We start from the raw sequence: 17860 nt of genomic DNA on the forward strand, positions 1-17860 counted from the left end.
TCAATGGCATCATCTGTTTTTATACAAAACAGACACAATCTCAACTTGTTAACCCAGATTATACAGTAAAATCCACTATAAATCAAGACCAAACACATATTTTTTATGCAAATCTTATAAATACTTTTTTCACAAGCAATCCATTTCATTACACGGAAATTGTCTTTAATTCACAGTTGTTGTGGAACAATTACACTTTTTTCTTCCTGTACCAGGATATTAAATACAAAACTATACCAAAAATTATCAAAAATGGAGCAACTGCCACCAAAACAGTTGTTAAAAGTATCACAATTAACGCTGCAATGGCGATCACGATTGCCTTCCCATACCATGTGCTCAGATCCAGTTTAAAGCTTCTTGCCTTTCCGGCACTGCTCTCCGTCCCATTATCCGCATAATCATCTGCACCGTAGCTCTCTTCAGAATAACCAGACTCATCATAAACAGCTGCACTGTCATCTGTATCGATCAAAGTCTTGGCGATCAGCCTGGGATCCCCCAGTTCTGCCAGGACATCTGATTCACTTCGACCGTTCCGGACCTGAGACTGAATGTAATCCTCATAATACCGCACATGAGCCGCAGCTCTCCCCTGGGTCATCTGTCCGGACAGCTGCCCCCGTAAAACCTCAAGAAACTCTCTTCTGCTCATAAATATGTCAAACCTTTCTTATGAAATATAATGAAAAAAACAAAACTCAAAACAACTCCAGAAACCTCACCTTGAAAACTTCTGCAAATTCTTTTTTATTACTCTCTTAAAATTTTTCTCATTATACCATAACCCATAAATTTAAATCAGAAACAAATCATAAAATTTTGATTAAAAAATAAAAAATCATAGTACAGCGCAAAGGGCGGTTCATTTCCGGATGCCGCCAAAGCCGCATTCGGAAACGAACCGCCCTCCATGACGTTCGTTATGCCGTCAAAAATCACTCAACATGAACAGCCCCTGTACTCCTGATATTCATCGGATAGACATTTTCCCTTCCAACATACTGAGCCATATAGTCCACATACGCATCTGCGTTCTCGATCGGAAGCACGCACATGATAACTCCTGCAAAACCACCACCATGAACTCTGCAGATACCAGCACCGATCTTATTCAGAAACAGCTTGGTAAGCGCCAGACTCAACGTGATCTTCTGCTCCTTGCAATTCTGCAGAGAATAACAGTTCTGCAGCCATTCCCAGGAAGAATTACCGGACTCTTCAAGAAGGCGCAGGAATCCCTCACCGTCTTTATTCTCAACAGCCTTCACAGCATCTGCAACACGTCTGTTCTCTTCATAAAAATGCATCGCACGAAGAACAGCACGGTCATTCGGAATATCCTTCACATGTGCCAGAAGATTCTCCATACTGGACTCACAGAGAAGCTCTACGCCCATAGCCTTCGCAGCCTCACGCATCTCCATAGGAATAGAAGAATATTCCTCACTGAGATCTGCATGGCCCTTACCGGTATTTACGATCACAAGTCTGCAGCCCATATCCTCAAAGGAAAATGCGATCTTCTCACAGCTGATATTCTCTTTATCAGAGAAATCCAGAAGGATCGGGCCACCGGCAGCACAAGCCATCTGGTCCATCAGACCGGAAGCCTTTTTCCAGTAAACATTCTCAGCATACTGACCTGCTCTCGCATACTCGCCATACTCCAGCTTACCTTCATTAAAGAAATAATTGGCGATCGCACATACAAGCATCTCAAAGGAAGCAGAGGAGCTTACACCTGCAGCGGCAATAACCTTGGTGGAAACATAAGCGTCAAATCCACCGGTAGCATAGCCTTTTTTCTGCATATACTCCATAATACCTGCAACAAGAGCATCTGTACCTTTTGTATAGGTTTCTGTGCTGAGCTTGTCAAGATCAACAACTACTTCCTGTTTGTAACCCTCACTGATCATATGGATCACATTGGTTCCATTTGGATAAGCAGCACCGATGGTATCCAGATCGATACTTGCCGCAATGATCTGACCGCCGTTATGATCAACATGGTTGCCAATGATCTCCGTACGGCCCGGAGCAGTAAAAAACTCTGCCTTGTCATGATGATATTTCTTCTCGAAATTCACAGCAAGATTGGTATAACGGGCGCTGCTCTCCTCTGTCTCGCCATAGATTTTTTTCAGCACTTCTGCTGCCGGAATTTTAATTGTTCCCATTTTTTCTTCCTCCTGTTATATAGTTTACACCCCAGATCCGGAAGAACCTGAAAAAATCTTCCGCTCTGTCACGCTTCATGGTTACTGTTCACTCCGTTCTCAGTAACACGCTTCGCAATGCGCAGAATATCACCAGTGAATAGTAACGCTTCATGTACTTTTATTATAACAGTTCCGTCTTTTCTGTCCATAACAATTTTGTGTAAAAACCGTATTATTTTGTGGTGATCCCGGAATATCCCTTTGCATTTTCTGCCTTTTCTGATAAAATAAATTCCACTATGAAAAGCAGATATACACTTCAGAATCCGCGCACAGAAGGAAGGAGGTAACACCTTGCAGATCATCACAGATCCCGCCGGAAAAGAACTGAAAAAACACGGAGACAGCTCCTTCCCATTCCTGGTAAGCTACGAGCGGCTTTCCGGCTATGAGACCGGTTCCTTTCTGTGGCACTGGCATCCGGAGATCGAGCTTACCTATATCGAAAAGGGCGAAATGCTCTACAAGATCAATCAGAATACCTTTCACCTGAAAGAGGGACAGGCAATCTTTGGCAATGCCAATGCCCTTCATGCCGGATATATGTATCAGGATCAGGACTGTCAGTATATCCCCATAACCTTTGACCCCAAACTGATCTACGGATTTTCGGGAAGCCTTCTTTTCCAGAAATATACAGAACCGATCCTCCGAAGCTTTTCCCTGTCCGCCGTACCGCTTGATCTATCCTGTAAATGGCATTCCGAGGCCATAAAAGATATCCGTGACATCATCGACCTGGACAGTATCCGGGAACCCATGTATGAATTTGAGATCATCGCCAGACTGCAGCACTTCTGGAAGATCTTGTATGAAAATACGATCTCCCGGACAACTCTTCCATCCGGTCAGGATGAAGAAAACTACCGCCGCATCCGTCAGATCATGTCCTATATCGCAGAACACTACTCTGAAAAGATCCTCCTGAATGATGTTTCAGACCTGATCCACTTAAGTCCCAGCGAATGCAGCCGGCTTTTCAAAAAATGCATGAATATCACTCTCTTCGGATACATCCAGGAATACCGCATTGAACGCAGCCTGGAATATCTGGAAAATCCCTCCTGTTCTATCACAGAATCAGGACTGCTGTCCGGTTTTTCGGACTCTAATTATTACACAAAGGTCTTTACGAAAATCAAGGGCTGTACACCAAGACAGTACAGAAAAAATCAGGAGCTGTGACATGCTCCTGATCTTTAACCGTTCAGTGCTCCATACCTATGAAGCAGAACAATATTTATCCGTGAAAATGGCTGTTATCTAAACAGCTCTTTCATTGCCGGATACAGTTTGCGGAATTTCCGGTATTTTTCTTCATATTTTGCAACCAGCTCCGGTTCCGGTTCTACCGTATCTACTACCCTGACCAGCTTATTACAGATCGTTTCCACATCCGGGTATTCACCGCAACCTACTGCTGCCAGCATTGCACCGCCCATGGACGGACCTTCCTCATTCTCCGGCACATCCACCTTCAGGTTCATCACATTTGCAATGATCTTTTTCCAGAGAGGGCTCTTAGCTCCGCCGCCGCAGATCTTGGTGCGCTCAATATGGATCCCGAGGCTTCTTGCAACCTCAAGGGAATCTCGAAGTCCGAAAGCAACTCCTTCCAGAACAGCCTGTGTCATATCTGCTCTCGTGGTATCCATGGACATTCCGAAAAATACGCCTCTTGCATCCGGATCGTTGTGCGGAGATCTTTCTCCCATCAGATACGGAAGGAAAAACACCTGATTTTCGCCAAGCTTTTGGATCGGTGCCTGCTCTGCCGCAAAATCCTTTGTCTTAAGGATCTCCTCTGACCACCATTTGTTGCAGGAAGCAGCGCTTAACATGCATCCCATCAGATGATAGCTTCCATCTGCATGGTCAAAGGAATGCAGTGCATTGTTTTCATCTACTCCGAAATCTTTGCTGGAAATAAAGATCGTACCAGATGTTCCAAGGGAAATGTTGCACTGGCCATCGCCAACCGTTCCTGTTCCCACAGCTGCCGCAGCATTGTCGCCTGCACCTGCTACAACCTTCACATCTTCTGAGAAGCCAAGCTCTTTTGCAACTTCCGCTTTCAGGTTTCCGACTACCTGCCAGCTCTCATACAGCTTCGGAAGCTGTTCCTCTGTGATATGGCAGATCTCAAGCATTTCCTTTGACCAACAGCGGTTCTTCACATCCAGAAGAAGCATACCGGAAGCATCGGATACATCTGTGCAGAAGGATCCGCTCAGGCGATAGGCAAGATAATCCTTCGGAAGCATGATCTTTACCACTTTTTTAAAATTCTCAGGCTCATGCTTCTGCATCCAGAGGATCTTTGGTGCAGTGAAGCCTGCAAATGCAATGTTTGCGGTATACTGAGAAAGTTTTTCCTTTCCGATAACCGTATTAAGATATTCCGTCTCCTCACCGGTACGGCCGTCATTCCAGAGAATCGCCGGACGGATCACATTGTCATCTTTATCCAGAGTTACAAGACCATGCATCTGACCGCCAAAACCGATTCCTGCTACTTCTTTGCGGTCAATTCCTTCTGTAAGCTCTTTGATCCCTTCCATGCTCTGGGCGAACCAGTCCTCCGGATTCTGCTCAGACCAGCCCGGATGGGGGAAGAACAACGGATATTCTTTTGATACGATGTTGCAGATCTTTCCGGATCCTTCCATAAGAAGAAGCTTTACAGCGGAAGTTCCAAGATCAACGCCAATATAATACATAGTAATTTTTCCTCCTGTAAATACAGAAACCGCAGCTCTCAGTTCGCAGCGCCTGCACGCCTGAGAGCCCGCGGTTTCTGAATCGTATTTAACCAAATCAAGAAAGTCCCCTGCGGGGTTACGAAAAGCAATAAGCAGCGAGTGGAGACTTGCTTGTATCAGGCAGCACGTACGGATGATCTTACCTGCCTGTTTTAATTATCTCCAAGGATTCTCTGTCGGATATCTCACGCCTGCCGGCTGATTGTAACCGATCTCTTCAACCGGTACACCAATGTATTTGAACACCTCGAAGAGAGCTTTTCCGTGATGTCCGAATGCTACAGCACCGTGATGCGGGAATCCTCCCTCGATCAGCACGTGACGGTAGAAACGTCCCATCTCCGGAATTGCAAATACACCGATAGCACCGAAGGAACGTGTTGCAACCGGAAGAACCTCGCCGTGTGCGATATATGCACGAAGCTTGTTGTCCGCTGTACTCTGCAGACGATAGAAGGTGATATCTCCAGGCTTGATATCTCCCTCAAGAGTTCCGTTTGTAACCTCGATCGGAAGGGATCTTGCCATGATCATCTGATATTTCATCTCACAGAAGGACAGCTTGCTGGATGCTGTGTTTCCACAATGAAATCCCATAAAGGTATCCTGAAGTGTATAGTTGAATTTTCCTTCGATAGATTCTTTGTACATATCCTTCGGAACGGAGTTATTAATATCAAGAAGTGTAACGATATCATCACTTACTACCTGTCCGATAAACTCACTTAATGTACCATAGATATCAACCTCACAGGATACCGGAATGCCCTGTGCTGTCAGACGACTGTTTACATAACATGGAACAAATCCAAACTGTGTCTGGAATGCAGGCCAGCATTTTCCTGTCAGTGTTACATATTTACGATATCCTTTGTGATCTCTTACCCAGTCCTTCAGAGTCAGCTCGTACTGTGCAAGCTTCGGAAGGATCTCAGGTTTCTTGTTTCCCGCACCAAGCTCTTCTTCCATCTCTTTTACGAGCGCCGGGATCCTTTCATCACCTTCATGCTTGTTGAATGCCTCGAAAAGATCCAGCTCTGAGTTCTCCTCGATCTCAACGCCAAGGTTGTAAAGCTGTTTGATCGGTGCATTGCAGGCAAGGAAGTTTGTAGGACGCGGTCCGAAGCTGATGATCTTCAGGTTGCTCAATCCCTCGATCGCTCTTGCGATAGGAAGGAATTCATGGATCATATCCGCGCAGTCCTCTGCATCACCTACCGGATACTCCGGAATATAGGCTTTTACATTACGAAGCTGCAGGTTGTAGCTTGCATTCAGCATACCGCAGTAAGCATCTCCACGTCCCTGGCAGAGATTATCCTGTGTTTCCTCAGCTGCTGCGATAAACATCTTCGGTCCCTCGAAATGCTTTGCAAGAAGGGTCTCAGAAATCTCCGGTCCGAAGTTTCCAAGATATACACAGAGTGCGTTACAGCCTGCTTTTTTGATATCCTCCAGAGCCTGGACCATATGGATCTCACTCTCTACGATACAGACCGGACACTCGTAGATATCCTTTGCATCGTATTTCTTTGTGTAAGCGTCTACAAGAGCTTTTCTCCTGTTTACGGAAAGGCTTTCCGGAAAACAATCTCTGCTGACTGCAACGATTCCGATCTTAACTTCTGGCATGTTGTTCATAATCTTCATTCTCCTTTTTATATCCGGCAGATTTTCCACCGGTGATATTATTGTTCGTTTGTAACTATTCACTTCACCCAAAATCAGTCAAGTGTGATATTTTCACCCTTCAATCCGTTGAATGCGCCTTCGATCTTCGCATCCTCATGAGCGATAAGCCATTTATTTCTGGCTGTCATCAGACCGTCCTCTCCGTCCCCTGACATCGGAAAATCAATCTCTGTGTTGGTTCCTCTCGGAAGAACAACTACACACTGAAATCCACTCTCATTCACATGACACGGTGCATAGTGGAGCGTTGTGGCATAAACCTCGATCCCAGTTCCTGCCGGTACCAGAAATGCCTCCACCTTTGAGGTATCGTATGTAAGATCCTCTTCTATATCCTGCTGATGTCCGATAAGCAGTACAAGATCTGTCACTGCTACATTGATCTCGGAATTCCGATGATATTCCAGGGCATTCAGCTTTTTATTGTGACCATTGCAATATCCGATCTGGACAGGTAATCCACCAAACGCTCTGTTTTTCAGCTCTTTTTCCACATCGAGAGCTTCCAGCTCCTCTGCTGACGGAACATATACCACATCCTCCGGAACCGGTGTATGCTTCATCTCCTTCAGAAGCGGACCGAAATTGTATCCCTCCAGAACCTTTCCGTATCTGCGGAAAGCCGGATCTGTTACTTTCTGAATTTTCACGATTTAACCCTCCTTACAAAATTACTGTTTCACAGCTTCTCTGTATCTTCGTTTTGAACTGAAAAAAGCATACCACATCATGGTATGCTTTTCGCCGCTTTTCTTGACTCATTCATAGCACTTTTTTGACATTTTTATGATTCTGACGCTCCACTCTTCCCGGCAGGATCCCGTAACGCTTTACAAATTCCCTGGAAAAAGCCCTGCTGCTTGCAAACCCGTTGTCAAGTGCGATAGAGCTGATGGTATGATCTGTATGCAAAAGCTCCTTATAGGCGTATGCCATGCGGATATCCTGTAAATATGTCTTAAAATTGACCTTCGCATATTTCCGGAACATTCTTGACAGATATGCATCGGAATATCCGAACATGGCTGCAAGTCCGGAAAGCCTGAGATCCTCCTTGTAATGCTCCCGCATATAAGTGGTTATTTTTGACAAAGCATCCAATCTGCGGCTGATCTTCAGCGCATTCTCCTCCACCTCTGTTTCCCTGTATGCGGAAACCATAAGATAAAGGACTTCATAGAACACTGCCCTGATACGGAATTCGTACCCCGTTTCCCCGGATACGTACACCCGGTACATCTCCCGGATCAGAGAAACCATCCGCCTGTCTGTTTCCTCAGACTCTTCGTTTCTGCTCCGAAAACGGATGAACCTCTGAGCGGTAAAATAATCCGAAAACTGCTTCAGCGGGATCTGCAGTACGATGGTCTCATTACGTACTGGCGCCTGAATAGAATGTACTTCATTGGAATTAATGATCAGAAACTCCCCTGCCTTCAGAGGATACTCGTTCTCATCGATATAAAAATAAAGACTCCCCTCCATCACCGCAAAGATCTCGATCGAAGTATGCCAGTGTTTTTCCCTTACATAATTTCCGTTTCTTCCTTCAAAAAGAAAAAGCTTAAAAGGAAATCCCTCATTGGGAATGATCAATTCATGCTGAAACTCCATGCTCCTTCTCCCTTTCCTGCTGTCCGGTCTGGACCCGGCGCATCATACTTCCGTAAAAAGCCGCCAGGATCTGCTGAAATAACGTTCCGATCATAACCGGAAATAATGTTTCCGCCGGAAAATACGCTCCCGCGATCACCGCACCGGCGCTGATGTTCCGCATTCCGGAACCATAGATCATGGAAACCGTTGCCTCTTTATTCTGCCTTGTAAGAATGGCAATGATCCAGCCAATGGCATATCCCCCTGCTGCCAGGACCAGGATCGCTGCTGCTACCTCCAGCCGTTCTCCGTTAAGATGCTTCATATAAGGAGAAACCTTGGAGGAGTTGGATGTTACCACAAAGATCAGGCACATTTTTGAAAAAGGCGCCAGCTTTTTCGGCCAGGTCTCCTTAACCTTTCCATGGCTGACTTCATTAAGGCACATGGCAAGGACTGCCGGCAGAGCGATCATGAAAACCAGCTCCTTCATCATTCCCACAGTATCCATTTTTACGCTGGAGCCCACCAGGAGCTTCAATACTGCCGGGATCAGAAAGGGAGCCAGGATCGTATCGATCACAACCAGTGAAAGTGACAGCGGACTGTTTCCATTATAAATGGACACCCACATCAGACTGATCACCGCTGCAGGTACGGAAAATTCCAGCACCATTCCTGTGATATAATTCATATTGCCCGGGAACAGAAGATGTCCCAGACCGCAGGCGGCCACCGGTCCCAGCACATGAAGGATCAGCAGCATCAGGATCAGCGGAAACGGCCGCTTAAACACATCTGCTACATCACGGAACCTGGATTTCAGCGCACCGATAAAGGTCATAAATGCAAAAGCATACGTCACATAGGGCACGCCATGCTTTGCAATATCCGGAAACAGTACCCCTGTAAGCAGACAGGCCGGCGTCACAAAAGCCATCCATTTCTCCATAAAGCTGTTAAATTTTTCCAGCATATCACACCTCTTGTTTGTCTTTTTTTACAGTTTATCACAAAAAAACAGCGGTGCAAGAAAAAAATTCCCTGTTTTATAGCCGATTCCGGACAAATATGATATGATAGTACCCATCCAAAAGCAACCTGAAACCAGGGCGGACTACAGATAACCGCCAAAATGATCATTTTTTATGATCTGGAAAACGAGGCAAAAAATGATTTCTTTAATTATACCATGCTTCAATGAGGAAGAATCCCTTCCGCTTTTTTACCCGGAAGCCACTTCTGTCCTCAGGCAAATGAACTGTGATTATGAGCTGATCTTTGTGAATGACGGTTCCAGAGACAGAACCCTTGAGATTTTAAAAGAGCTTTCCGAAAAGGATCCTCATGTGATCTATCTTTCTTTTTCCAGAAACTTCGGAAAGGAAGCTGCCATGTATGCAGGCTTCTGCAATGCCGGCGGCGATTATGTAGCAGTAATGGACGCTGATCTTCAGGATCCGCCGTCCCTTCTCCCGGAAATGCTGGAGAAGCTGGAATCCGGAGAATATGACAGCGTTGCCACCAGACGTGTCAGCCGTGACGGAGAGCCACCTATCCGGAGCTTTTTTGCCCGGAAATTTTATCAGCTGATCAATAAGATCTCGGATGCAGATATTGTGGACGGCGCCAGAGACTTCCGTCTGATGAAGCGCAGTATGGTGGATGCCATCGTCTCCATGAGTGAGTACAACCGCTTCTCCAAGGGAATCTTCGGCTGGATCGGTTTCCGCACCTGCTGGCTCCCCTACAAAAATATCGAACGCGTAGCCGGTGAGACCAAGTGGAACTTCTGGAAGCTGTTTAAATACGCCGTCAGCGGCATCATCAATTTTTCTCAGGTACCGCTGACCATCGCCTCCTGGTTCGGAACGACCATGACCGGTTTTTCCTTTCTGGTCCTGGTAGCCATCATCGTCCGAAAGCTGATCTTCGATGATCCGGTCCCAGGCTGGGCTTCCACCATCTGTATCATCATCTTCATCGGCGGCCTGCAGCTTTTCTGCCTGGGTATCATAGGACAATATATAGCTAAAACCTACATGGAGGTCAAGCAGCGCCCCCATTACATCATAGCAGAGTCCAACAAAAAGGACTTTACGCCCATACGTTGATTTTTTATTCTGTCGGCAGCTCGACCACCTGATATTCGTGACCCAGCGCCGGCAGGATTTTTTCTTTTACATCACTGGTCTTCATCAACAGAGTGGAAGTATTGATACACGGATGGCATCCGAAATATTCTTCATCCAGGACTTCTTTATCGATCACCAGATGTACCTTCTTTTCTTTATCAAAGATCAGTCCCATCAGACTTAAGGATCCCGGGGTAATGTTCAGATATTCCTCCATCTGCTCTCCGTCTGCAAAGGAAAGTCTGGCTGTTCCGATCTGTTTGGACAGAAATTTTGTTTTAAACGGCTTCTCTCCCGGCATCAGCAGCAGATAGAAATCCGTTTTCTGTCGGTTGCAGAGAAAAAGATTTTTGCATATCTGCGCTCCCAGAAGCTGATCCACTGCCTCGCAGGCCTCCATGGTCATCAGTGCTTCATGATCTGCTCTTTTATATTCAATCCCAAGACTATCCAGAAAATCGTACACTGCGATTTCCTTCTCCAGACGGCCCTCGGTGTTCTCCGGTCTTCCTGTATAGATCGTTTTGTCAATTCTTGGTTCTTCCATGGTGTCTCCTCCGTTATTTTTACATTCTCATATGTGCAGGTCTTAGCCGCAGCACATTACGCTTTACCGTTTTACCCGTAACCTGCCGATTTGTTTAATCATAGCACACCTGTAACAAATAAGATACTCCGGATTTCCGTCTGACTATTGACGATATCAGCCTCGGATGCTATACTCTCAGGCAGAAAGGGAATGAAGTTCTCCCCCGATCTTTATCGAAACCGCCAATGAGCTGATGACTTCTGTGCAATGCACGGGGTTACCAGCTTTTTTTGATGGATTTTTCAAAACGGGGAGATTGAAAGGAGTTACTATGACAAAAGAAACTATCCAAAAAGAACATCGGATCCTGCAGCTGAAATATGCTGCCCTTGCAGTGGTCGTGGGAATCTGCGTCGGGATCGTAGATACTATCTTCGGCCGGGGCCTGCTGGCGATCTCTGATCTTCGCACCGCACACTGGCAATATCTGCTGCCCTTCCTGCCTCTGGCCGGACTTCTTATTGTGTGGATGTATCATCATTTCAGCACCTTAAGCTTAAAGGGCATGTCCCTGGTCTTCGAAACCGGGCAGAAAAAAAGAGACCGGATTCCTCTGGCCCTTGTCCCTCTGGTAATGCTCGGCACCTGGATCACTCATCTCTTCGGAGGAAGTGCCGGCCGTGAAGGTGTTGCCGTGCAGATCGGTGCTACACTCTCCCACGAGGCCGGACGCAGGCTGCATATCCGGGAAAATAAGCCTGTCATGCTGATCACCGGTATGGCTGCCGGTTTTGGCGGTCTGTTCCAGACGCCATTAGCCGCTGTATTTTTTGCCATGGAGGTGATCGTTGCCGGATATCTTGAGTACGATGCGCTGCTGCCGGCACTTATTGCCGCATATACAGCCTCCTTCACCTCTCATTTCCTGGGACTGGAAAAATTTGCTGTGGATATCCAGGACACCTGGACTGTGACCAATCTCCGAAGCATGATCTCTCTCATTGCTCTCGGACTTGCCTTTGGTCTCGCCGGACGATGCTTTTCCGTACTTCTTCAGAAAGCAAAGAAATTATTCGGGGAAAAAATTTCAAATCCGCTGATCCGCATCGGTGTCATGGCCATTCCACTGGCAGCTCTGCTGTTTGTGATCCACGGCGGACGCTATACAGGTCTTGGAACCAATCTCATCTCCGCTTCCTTTGCCGGAGAAACGATCTACGGATATGACTGGATTCTAAAGCTTTTGTTTACTGTATTTACACTTTCCATCGGTTTTCAGGGTGGCGAAGTGACACCACTGTTCTCCATCGGCGCTTCCCTTGGAGTCGTCTTAGGTTCCATCCTAGGGATCCCTCCCATGATCTGCGGAGCCCTCGGCTACGCCGCAGTATTCGGCAGCGCCACCAACACCCTCATCGCCCCGATTCTCATCGGCCTGGAAGTCTTCGGCACCCGAAATACCCTTCCCCTCATCCTGGTATGCATCCTCGCTTATCTGATCAACGGAAATCACTCCATTTATGGAGCACAACAGAAGGCACTTTGCAGGTTTAAGGAGTAGATATGTACATATTTTTTATTCGGTCATGGCTGACTCGGCTGTGGCCGAATAAAAAGCGGTACTTTTTTAGATTTTTTCTTGCATACGAGAGCAACTGCCAATGCAATAAACATTAATATTGTTATAACTCTTTCGAAAATGCTCAATATCAGATTCGCCATATGATTCCTTTCTTCAGCTATTAATGGATTCTATCTCCGAATCATCATATATTTTCTTTAACTCTTTTCTCATTTCCTTATTGATACTTATATATTTTGAATCATTATCAGCCCATTTTACTTTCAGGATATCGTGTTTGCGTATATATAATACAGGCAGCCGGCTTCTGTGCTTATCCATAAAGATTCCCTGGCTTTCATAAAAAATTTCCTGCAGATAATCATTCATTTCATCTACCTGGATCACAAATGTAAAACGAATGTCTTTCTTTTTTTCTTCTCTGTTCATCTCATTGATCCAGAACTCTGCAAATTTATCATTTAACAACAAAACATCATTTCTATCCATATCTGTAATATCTATAAGCGCCCAGATATTCACCTGATTATTTCTATTTTTCTTGAAAAAACTTACTTTTCCTTTTTCGTCCAGTTCATATTCTGACTTTTTTTGGTACTGGTTATGTAAAAGCCCTTTTTCAAATACAACGTTTCGTTCTTCGACCTCTTCTGGAAAAGTTATTTTGATATCTATTACCTTCTCATATTTGTAACAAATAAAACTGAATGGCATCCAGATTTCTTTTTTATTCTCTATATACCTGTAGCTTCTTGCATGAATCCTAGCACTATGCTTCAAAAATTGAACATACCCCGCTGTCATTAAAATATACAGTGGTAATAACGCTTTTTCAATCGCATCATTCCCACTGCTATTCGTCCAACATTTCCAACAGGAATATACTGCTGCAAAAAAAACATCTGTCAAAAGCAACATTTGAAACAGAAAACACCCTCTGATTCCGGAAAGCCATTTTCGATTTTTTCTCATCATCCCATAAACATATAGAGGATTTTCATCTACACTTTCCGAAGAAATATCCTGATCCGGTGTTTCGCCACATCTGAATACCCATCCAGTCAATGCCAAATATCCCCAAAAGGCTACTCCAAATGTGAATCTATCATCTTCAAAAATCCAACGATATGACAAGAATAAAATACAAAATAATAAAATTTTTTCAGGTATATTATTTTTTCTTTTTCGGTTTATTATGATCCCCCCCTAGTCATCAGGCCTGTACAACATCCGATATGCCCAGACAATCCAACAGATCTTTTTTCATTTTCTCATATTGTTTTTTATATCTCGAATATCTATATAACGGAAGGATTTCCAGGCGATTATAATAACGGTTATATACCGCTCCAAGACGGTATCGTCTTTTATACATCATTATCCCTGAATTATTCCGTACAATGCTCTTCAGAACACGATTATCATCTTCTACTTCCAGCACAAAGGAAAAATATATTTTCTTTTTTTCCTCTTCTGTTTTGATATATTGCTTCCAAAATTCTACAAAAGCTTTATTTAATTTTCCGATATCTGCTTCCTGAAACAGATCTGTTTTTACATATGCCAGAATATGTATCTCATCTGTTTTGTCATATCTGTAGAAAAAAGTTTTTCCATTTCGAGGAGCTTTATACGTATTTATATACTGATAAATTCCAAAACCTTTTTCCATTACATCAGAATGTGTCTGTAAATCCCTGTAACACACCGGATTTTCATAATACATATTGATATTCTGGCACAGAAAACTGAATGGCGCCCAATTTCCTTCTTTATCTGTTGGATATTTATAATTCTTTTTATAAAATTTCACATAAAATATCCACATGCATGATCTTGCCATGATCATAAAAGCCAGCGAGATATTCAGAAGGATTTCTATCACTGTACTATTTATATCTGGATTTAAATACTGCATCCCCAGATATGTAAAATACACTCCCAGCCACAGAATCATTATTTTTCGCAAAAACAAAAAACTTTTTAACTTTCCGTTTTTCCTGATAGGAAGAGCATATTTCGATTCCTTTTTGTCATTTAACATACCGTGTACATAAAATGGATTCTGACAGTTATAACTATCCGGCACATTATAAGGGGTTTTCCATCTTGACGGTATAATAACTGTAGGAATAAATAGAATATTTGAGATCATCAGGCTTACCAGAACCGCCAAAATTTCCATTACACCGACCGGCGCCAAATAGAAATAAAAAGATTTCAGTAATCCAGTAAACATCAGGACATATACACACAAATAAATTGATTTGCTCAACACGTCGATCATTTTTCTGTATAATTACCTCTTTCTTTTCTAATATATATTCTTTTAATTAAGCGATATCTTCTCCCCATTTACAGAAATCCAGTAATCTTTCGGTTTGTGTTCCATGTATCCATAACATATCTTTTCATTTTTGTTATTTTCTGCTTCCAGAAATTCTGTTCCTACAGAATCCTTCACATCGGCTACTACGTAATTATCATCATTCGGTGTTACCAGTACATACCATTCCCCATTGATTTCTATCGTTGACATATCGATATTTATCTTTACATCTTGATACTCTCTGCCTGTACCATAAAATATAGAATCCGGCAATTTCCATTTCCCAGAACTTTCCGGAAAAATCTTCCCCTCTACTGTTCCTTCGTTATCCATGATAACATATGTAGAATTTTCTCCCTGCAGAATACGGATGATCTCAGCATTATCACCATATGCTTCCACGGCTTTCTCCACAGAACTGAAACTTCGGTGAGTATACACTGTATCGCAAACAAAGAGTCCGATTCCTAATATAACAATTGACGCAACAACCTTAACTGGTGTCTTTTTTGATTTTCTTTTATAAGAAATAGCGATCACCAGATTAATAATAATTACCAGATATACAACTGGTTTTATCACTTTGATCAGCATATTTTTTCACATCCCCTTTGCATACAGTCTACAGATCTATATCACGTCTTCCGATCACCCGCTTCAGTTCTTCTCTCATTTCTCTGTAAATATTTTTATATCTGGACTTACGGTCCGTACATTTTATTTTTATGATGTCATGTTTTTTCTCATACAAAACAGCCATACGACTTCGATGTTTATACATTCGTATTCCTGATCCGTCATAAAAAATCCTGCCTATAGCATCATTGATTCTCTCAGTCTGGATTACAAATGTAAAACGTACATCTTTCTTTTTTTCTTCTCTGGTCAGCTCATTACACCAGAAAATCTCAAATGCATCATTCAAAAGCTGGATATGCATTTTCTCCATATCTGCTATATCAATGATCGCCCATAAGTTTACCTGTTGATTTTTTCTTTTCTGATAAAAACAGATTTGGTCATTCTCTTTTAATATATAATTTGCTTTTTTAGCATATCCGCTTTTAAAAAGACATTCTTCGAACACCAGAGGCTGATTTTTCTCCATTTCTTCTGTTGGATCAGGCAGTATCCTTCCTGCCAGTCCCTGCATTTCATATCCGATAAAGCTGAATGGCATCCAGATACCTTTTTTATTTCTCGGATAGCAGAAACTTTTCTTATAAATGTGGATATAATATGCCTCCACTACACCAAGACTCATTATTATTCCCCAGTAAATCCAGAAAAATTCCAGTCTGATTTCCTGATATCTTCTATGTATTATATGATCAGAAATGAACCCTGCTGTCATCAGAAGAACATAACTCAAAAGCCAAATCTGTACTACAAAATATCCATTTATCCCAGAAAGCCATTTCCTCTTCTTCATCATTTTTCGTACATACAGAGGATTCCTGTCATCATATAAATTTGCAAAAGGAAACCTTTCATTTCTTGCCCAAATTCTATCTGCCGATAATACAGCTTCTCCCATTGCCGCCAATACTAATGCCATTCTGATCTCCGGCATGATCTGGTAGCAAGCTGGTGTCAGAAGTAATGTTATTAGAAAAAAACGTTTTGTTTTTTCACTCAAGCGATATCTTCTCCCCATTTATAGAAATCCAATAATCTTTTGTTTTATGATATCTATTATTTTAATGACTACTTATTATTTTCCATCCAGTTCTGACCCAATCCTTCAAAAACCCGATTGGAACCATCTTCTGTCCATTTGCAGAAACCCAGTAGTCCTCTGGGTATTTTTTCAGATATCCATAGTAAACGTTTTCGCTTCCTTTTGCTTCGGAAAATTCTGTTCCTTCCGAATCGTATACATTCGTTATGGGAGATTTTATTCCCGGATATGGTGACACCACAACATACCATTCCCCATCAACTGCTACGGTAGATACGTCGACTATAATCCTGTCTCCTGTAAAACGCTTTGTGTCCTGAAACTCTGAATCTTCCGGAAGTTTCCAGCCGCTTTCTGTTTTTTCAAAAATCTGTGAGTCCATCACATCTCCATCATCCATAATAACCAATGCTGAAGTTTTTCCTCGCAATGTCGCCACGACATCTGACCGATCATCATAGGCTGTTACTGCTTCCTCAAGTGTATGGAAACTTTGTTCAGCCTCTTTGTTATTTTCGGACATCATAAATATGATGACCACAGACAAAACCGGAACCAGTATAAATATGGATATTTTTCGTGGGATTCTTTTCCTGGAATCCACAACTGCCACTATCATGAGCAACAGCAATAAGATTCCCCACGACCACCAGTTAGATAGTGAAATATTCATTTTTATGTCCTCTTTTTCCTACAATCTTGACGCTTCACAGATTAATCGCTACTTTATCTCCATCTACAGAAATCCAGTAATCGTCTGGTTTTGTTTTCAGATATCCATAATATACCGTTATATTCTCATATTCCGTTTTTAAAAATTCTGTTCCAGCCGAATCGTGAACCTCATCTATAGAATTCTCCCCCATAAGATAATGTGGGAGTATTACAATATACCATGCTCCATGTATTTCTATTGATCTCATATCAATATTGGCATCTTCTGAAGGATAGCTCATACTTTTTCTGAAAAATGCTGAATCCGGCAATTTCCATTTCTTTCCATTTTTTGGAAAAATTCTTCCTTCAATAGATCCATCTTCATCCATGATAACATATGTAGATTTCTCATCCTGCAAGGTTGCTATTGGCTTCGCCTTAATATCATATGCCCGAATCGCTTTATCCAGCGAGCTAAAATTTCGCTGCACAAATACTGCCTGAAACATAATAAATAACAAACCAACCAGAAAAATTGGTCTGATGATAAAAAGCGGTACCTTTTTAGATTTTTTCTTGCATACGAGAGCAACTGCCAATGCAATAAACATTAATATTGTTATAACTCTTTCGAAAATGCTCAATATCAGATTCGCCATATGATTCCTTTCT

17 protein-coding genes and 1 riboswitch are annotated in these 17860 nt (G+C 43.0%); of the genes, 3 read left to right on the top strand and 14 right to left on the bottom strand.

The features are described from left to right. Nucleotides 1-190 precede the first annotated feature (190 nt). Nucleotides 191-655, bottom strand: coding sequence for a DUF1700 domain-containing protein (locus LI091_RS07470; RefSeq protein WP_022426942.1), 465 nt, complete (start codon nucleotides 653-655; stop codon nucleotides 191-193). Nucleotides 656-938: 283 nt separating this feature from the next. After that, nucleotides 939-2174: a galactokinase gene (locus LI091_RS07475; RefSeq protein ID WP_441063878.1), complete on the bottom strand. Its 1236-nt coding sequence runs from the start codon at nucleotides 2172-2174 to the stop codon at nucleotides 939-941. A 345-nt stretch (nucleotides 2175-2519) separates the two neighbouring features. On the opposite strand from LI091_RS07475, the gene LI091_RS07480 reads away from it, so the two are divergent. Beyond that, nucleotides 2520-3410 carry an AraC family transcriptional regulator gene (locus tag LI091_RS07480; protein ID WP_250789549.1) on the top strand — a complete coding sequence of 297 codons (891 nt, stop codon included), beginning with the start codon at nucleotides 2520-2522 and terminating at the stop codon, nucleotides 3408-3410. A 74-nt stretch (nucleotides 3411-3484) separates the two neighbouring features. On the opposite strand, the gene xylB is transcribed toward LI091_RS07480, so the two are convergent. The 5 genes from xylB to LI091_RS07505 all read right to left on the bottom strand — a co-directional run bounded on the left by xylB (nucleotide 3485) and on the right by LI091_RS07505 (nucleotide 9251). Next, the gene (gene xylB, locus LI091_RS07485; RefSeq protein WP_022426939.1) at nucleotides 3485-4945 is read right to left on the bottom strand and encodes a xylulokinase; all 1461 of its coding nucleotides are present in this window, start codon (nucleotides 4943-4945) and stop codon (nucleotides 3485-3487) included. Nucleotides 4946-5143: 198 nt separating this feature from the next. Continuing rightward, nucleotides 5144-6628: an L-fucose/L-arabinose isomerase family protein gene (locus tag LI091_RS07490; RefSeq protein WP_178016047.1), complete on the bottom strand. Its 1485-nt coding sequence runs from the start codon at nucleotides 6626-6628 to the stop codon at nucleotides 5144-5146. Between the two features lie 83 nt (nucleotides 6629-6711). Next, nucleotides 6712-7329, bottom strand: coding sequence for a DUF4867 family protein (locus tag LI091_RS07495; protein WP_021651856.1), 618 nt, complete (start codon nucleotides 7327-7329; stop codon nucleotides 6712-6714). A 112-nt stretch (nucleotides 7330-7441) separates the two neighbouring features. Next, a complete protein-coding gene (locus LI091_RS07500; RefSeq protein ID WP_059086155.1) occupies nucleotides 7442-8293 on the bottom strand; it encodes an AraC family transcriptional regulator in 852 nt (283 codons plus the stop codon). After that, nucleotides 8277-9251, bottom strand: a complete 975-nt coding sequence (locus tag LI091_RS07505) for a bile acid:sodium symporter family protein (RefSeq protein ID WP_265191000.1) — start codon at nucleotides 9249-9251, stop codon at nucleotides 8277-8279. The genes LI091_RS07500 and LI091_RS07505 overlap by 17 nt, the downstream gene beginning before the upstream one ends. Before the next feature lie 196 nt (nucleotides 9252-9447). Here LI091_RS07505 and LI091_RS07510 point away from each other — a divergent pair, with 196 nt between their 5' ends. Next, nucleotides 9448-10389, top strand: a complete 942-nt coding sequence (locus LI091_RS07510; RefSeq protein WP_265191001.1) for a glycosyltransferase family 2 protein — start codon at nucleotides 9448-9450, stop codon at nucleotides 10387-10389. Between the two features lie 4 nt (nucleotides 10390-10393). Here the strand turns inward: LI091_RS07510 and LI091_RS07515 are convergent, their stop codons facing one another. After that, nucleotides 10394-10957, bottom strand: coding sequence for a prolyl-tRNA synthetase associated domain-containing protein (locus tag LI091_RS07515; RefSeq protein ID WP_118515072.1), 564 nt, complete (start codon nucleotides 10955-10957; stop codon nucleotides 10394-10396). Nucleotides 10958-11136: 179 nt separating this feature from the next. Beyond that, nucleotides 11137-11209: riboswitch (Fluoride riboswitch) on the top strand. 61 nt (nucleotides 11210-11270) lie between these two features. On the opposite strand from LI091_RS07515, the gene LI091_RS07520 reads away from it, so the two are divergent. Next, nucleotides 11271-12500, top strand: coding sequence for a chloride channel protein (locus tag LI091_RS07520; RefSeq protein WP_265191002.1), 1230 nt, complete (start codon nucleotides 11271-11273; stop codon nucleotides 12498-12500). 174 nt (nucleotides 12501-12674) lie between these two features. Here the strand turns inward: LI091_RS07520 and LI091_RS07525 are convergent, their stop codons facing one another. The 6 genes from LI091_RS07525 to LI091_RS07550 all read right to left on the bottom strand — a co-directional run. Beyond that, nucleotides 12675-13235, bottom strand: coding sequence for a hypothetical protein (locus LI091_RS07525; RefSeq protein ID WP_265191003.1), 561 nt, complete (start codon nucleotides 13233-13235; stop codon nucleotides 12675-12677). A gap of 499 nt (nucleotides 13236-13734) precedes the next feature. Beyond that, complete coding sequence (locus LI091_RS07530) at nucleotides 13735-14334, bottom strand: hypothetical protein (RefSeq protein ID WP_147238626.1); 600 nt, start codon at nucleotides 14332-14334, stop codon at nucleotides 13735-13737. A gap of 516 nt (nucleotides 14335-14850) precedes the next feature. Next, on the bottom strand, nucleotides 14851-15444 hold the full coding sequence (locus LI091_RS07535) for a hypothetical protein (RefSeq protein WP_173740726.1): 594 nt from the start codon (nucleotides 15442-15444) through the stop codon (nucleotides 14851-14853). A gap of 28 nt (nucleotides 15445-15472) precedes the next feature. Beyond that, on the bottom strand, nucleotides 15473-16489 hold the full coding sequence (locus tag LI091_RS07540) for a hypothetical protein (protein ID WP_173746839.1): 1017 nt from the start codon (nucleotides 16487-16489) through the stop codon (nucleotides 15473-15475). Nucleotides 16490-16550: 61 nt separating this feature from the next. Next, nucleotides 16551-17204 carry a hypothetical protein gene (locus LI091_RS07545; RefSeq protein WP_110102833.1) on the bottom strand — a complete coding sequence of 218 codons (654 nt, stop codon included), beginning with the start codon at nucleotides 17202-17204 and terminating at the stop codon, nucleotides 16551-16553. A 34-nt stretch (nucleotides 17205-17238) separates the two neighbouring features. Then, the coding region (locus LI091_RS07550; protein ID WP_207720717.1) for a hypothetical protein at nucleotides 17239-17860 on the bottom strand (622 nt) is incomplete at its 5' end.

The organism is Blautia sp. MSK20_18 (assembly GCF_020553125.1).
GTDB classification, from domain to species: Bacteria; Bacillota; Clostridia; order Lachnospirales; family Lachnospiraceae; genus Blautia_A; species Blautia_A fusiformis.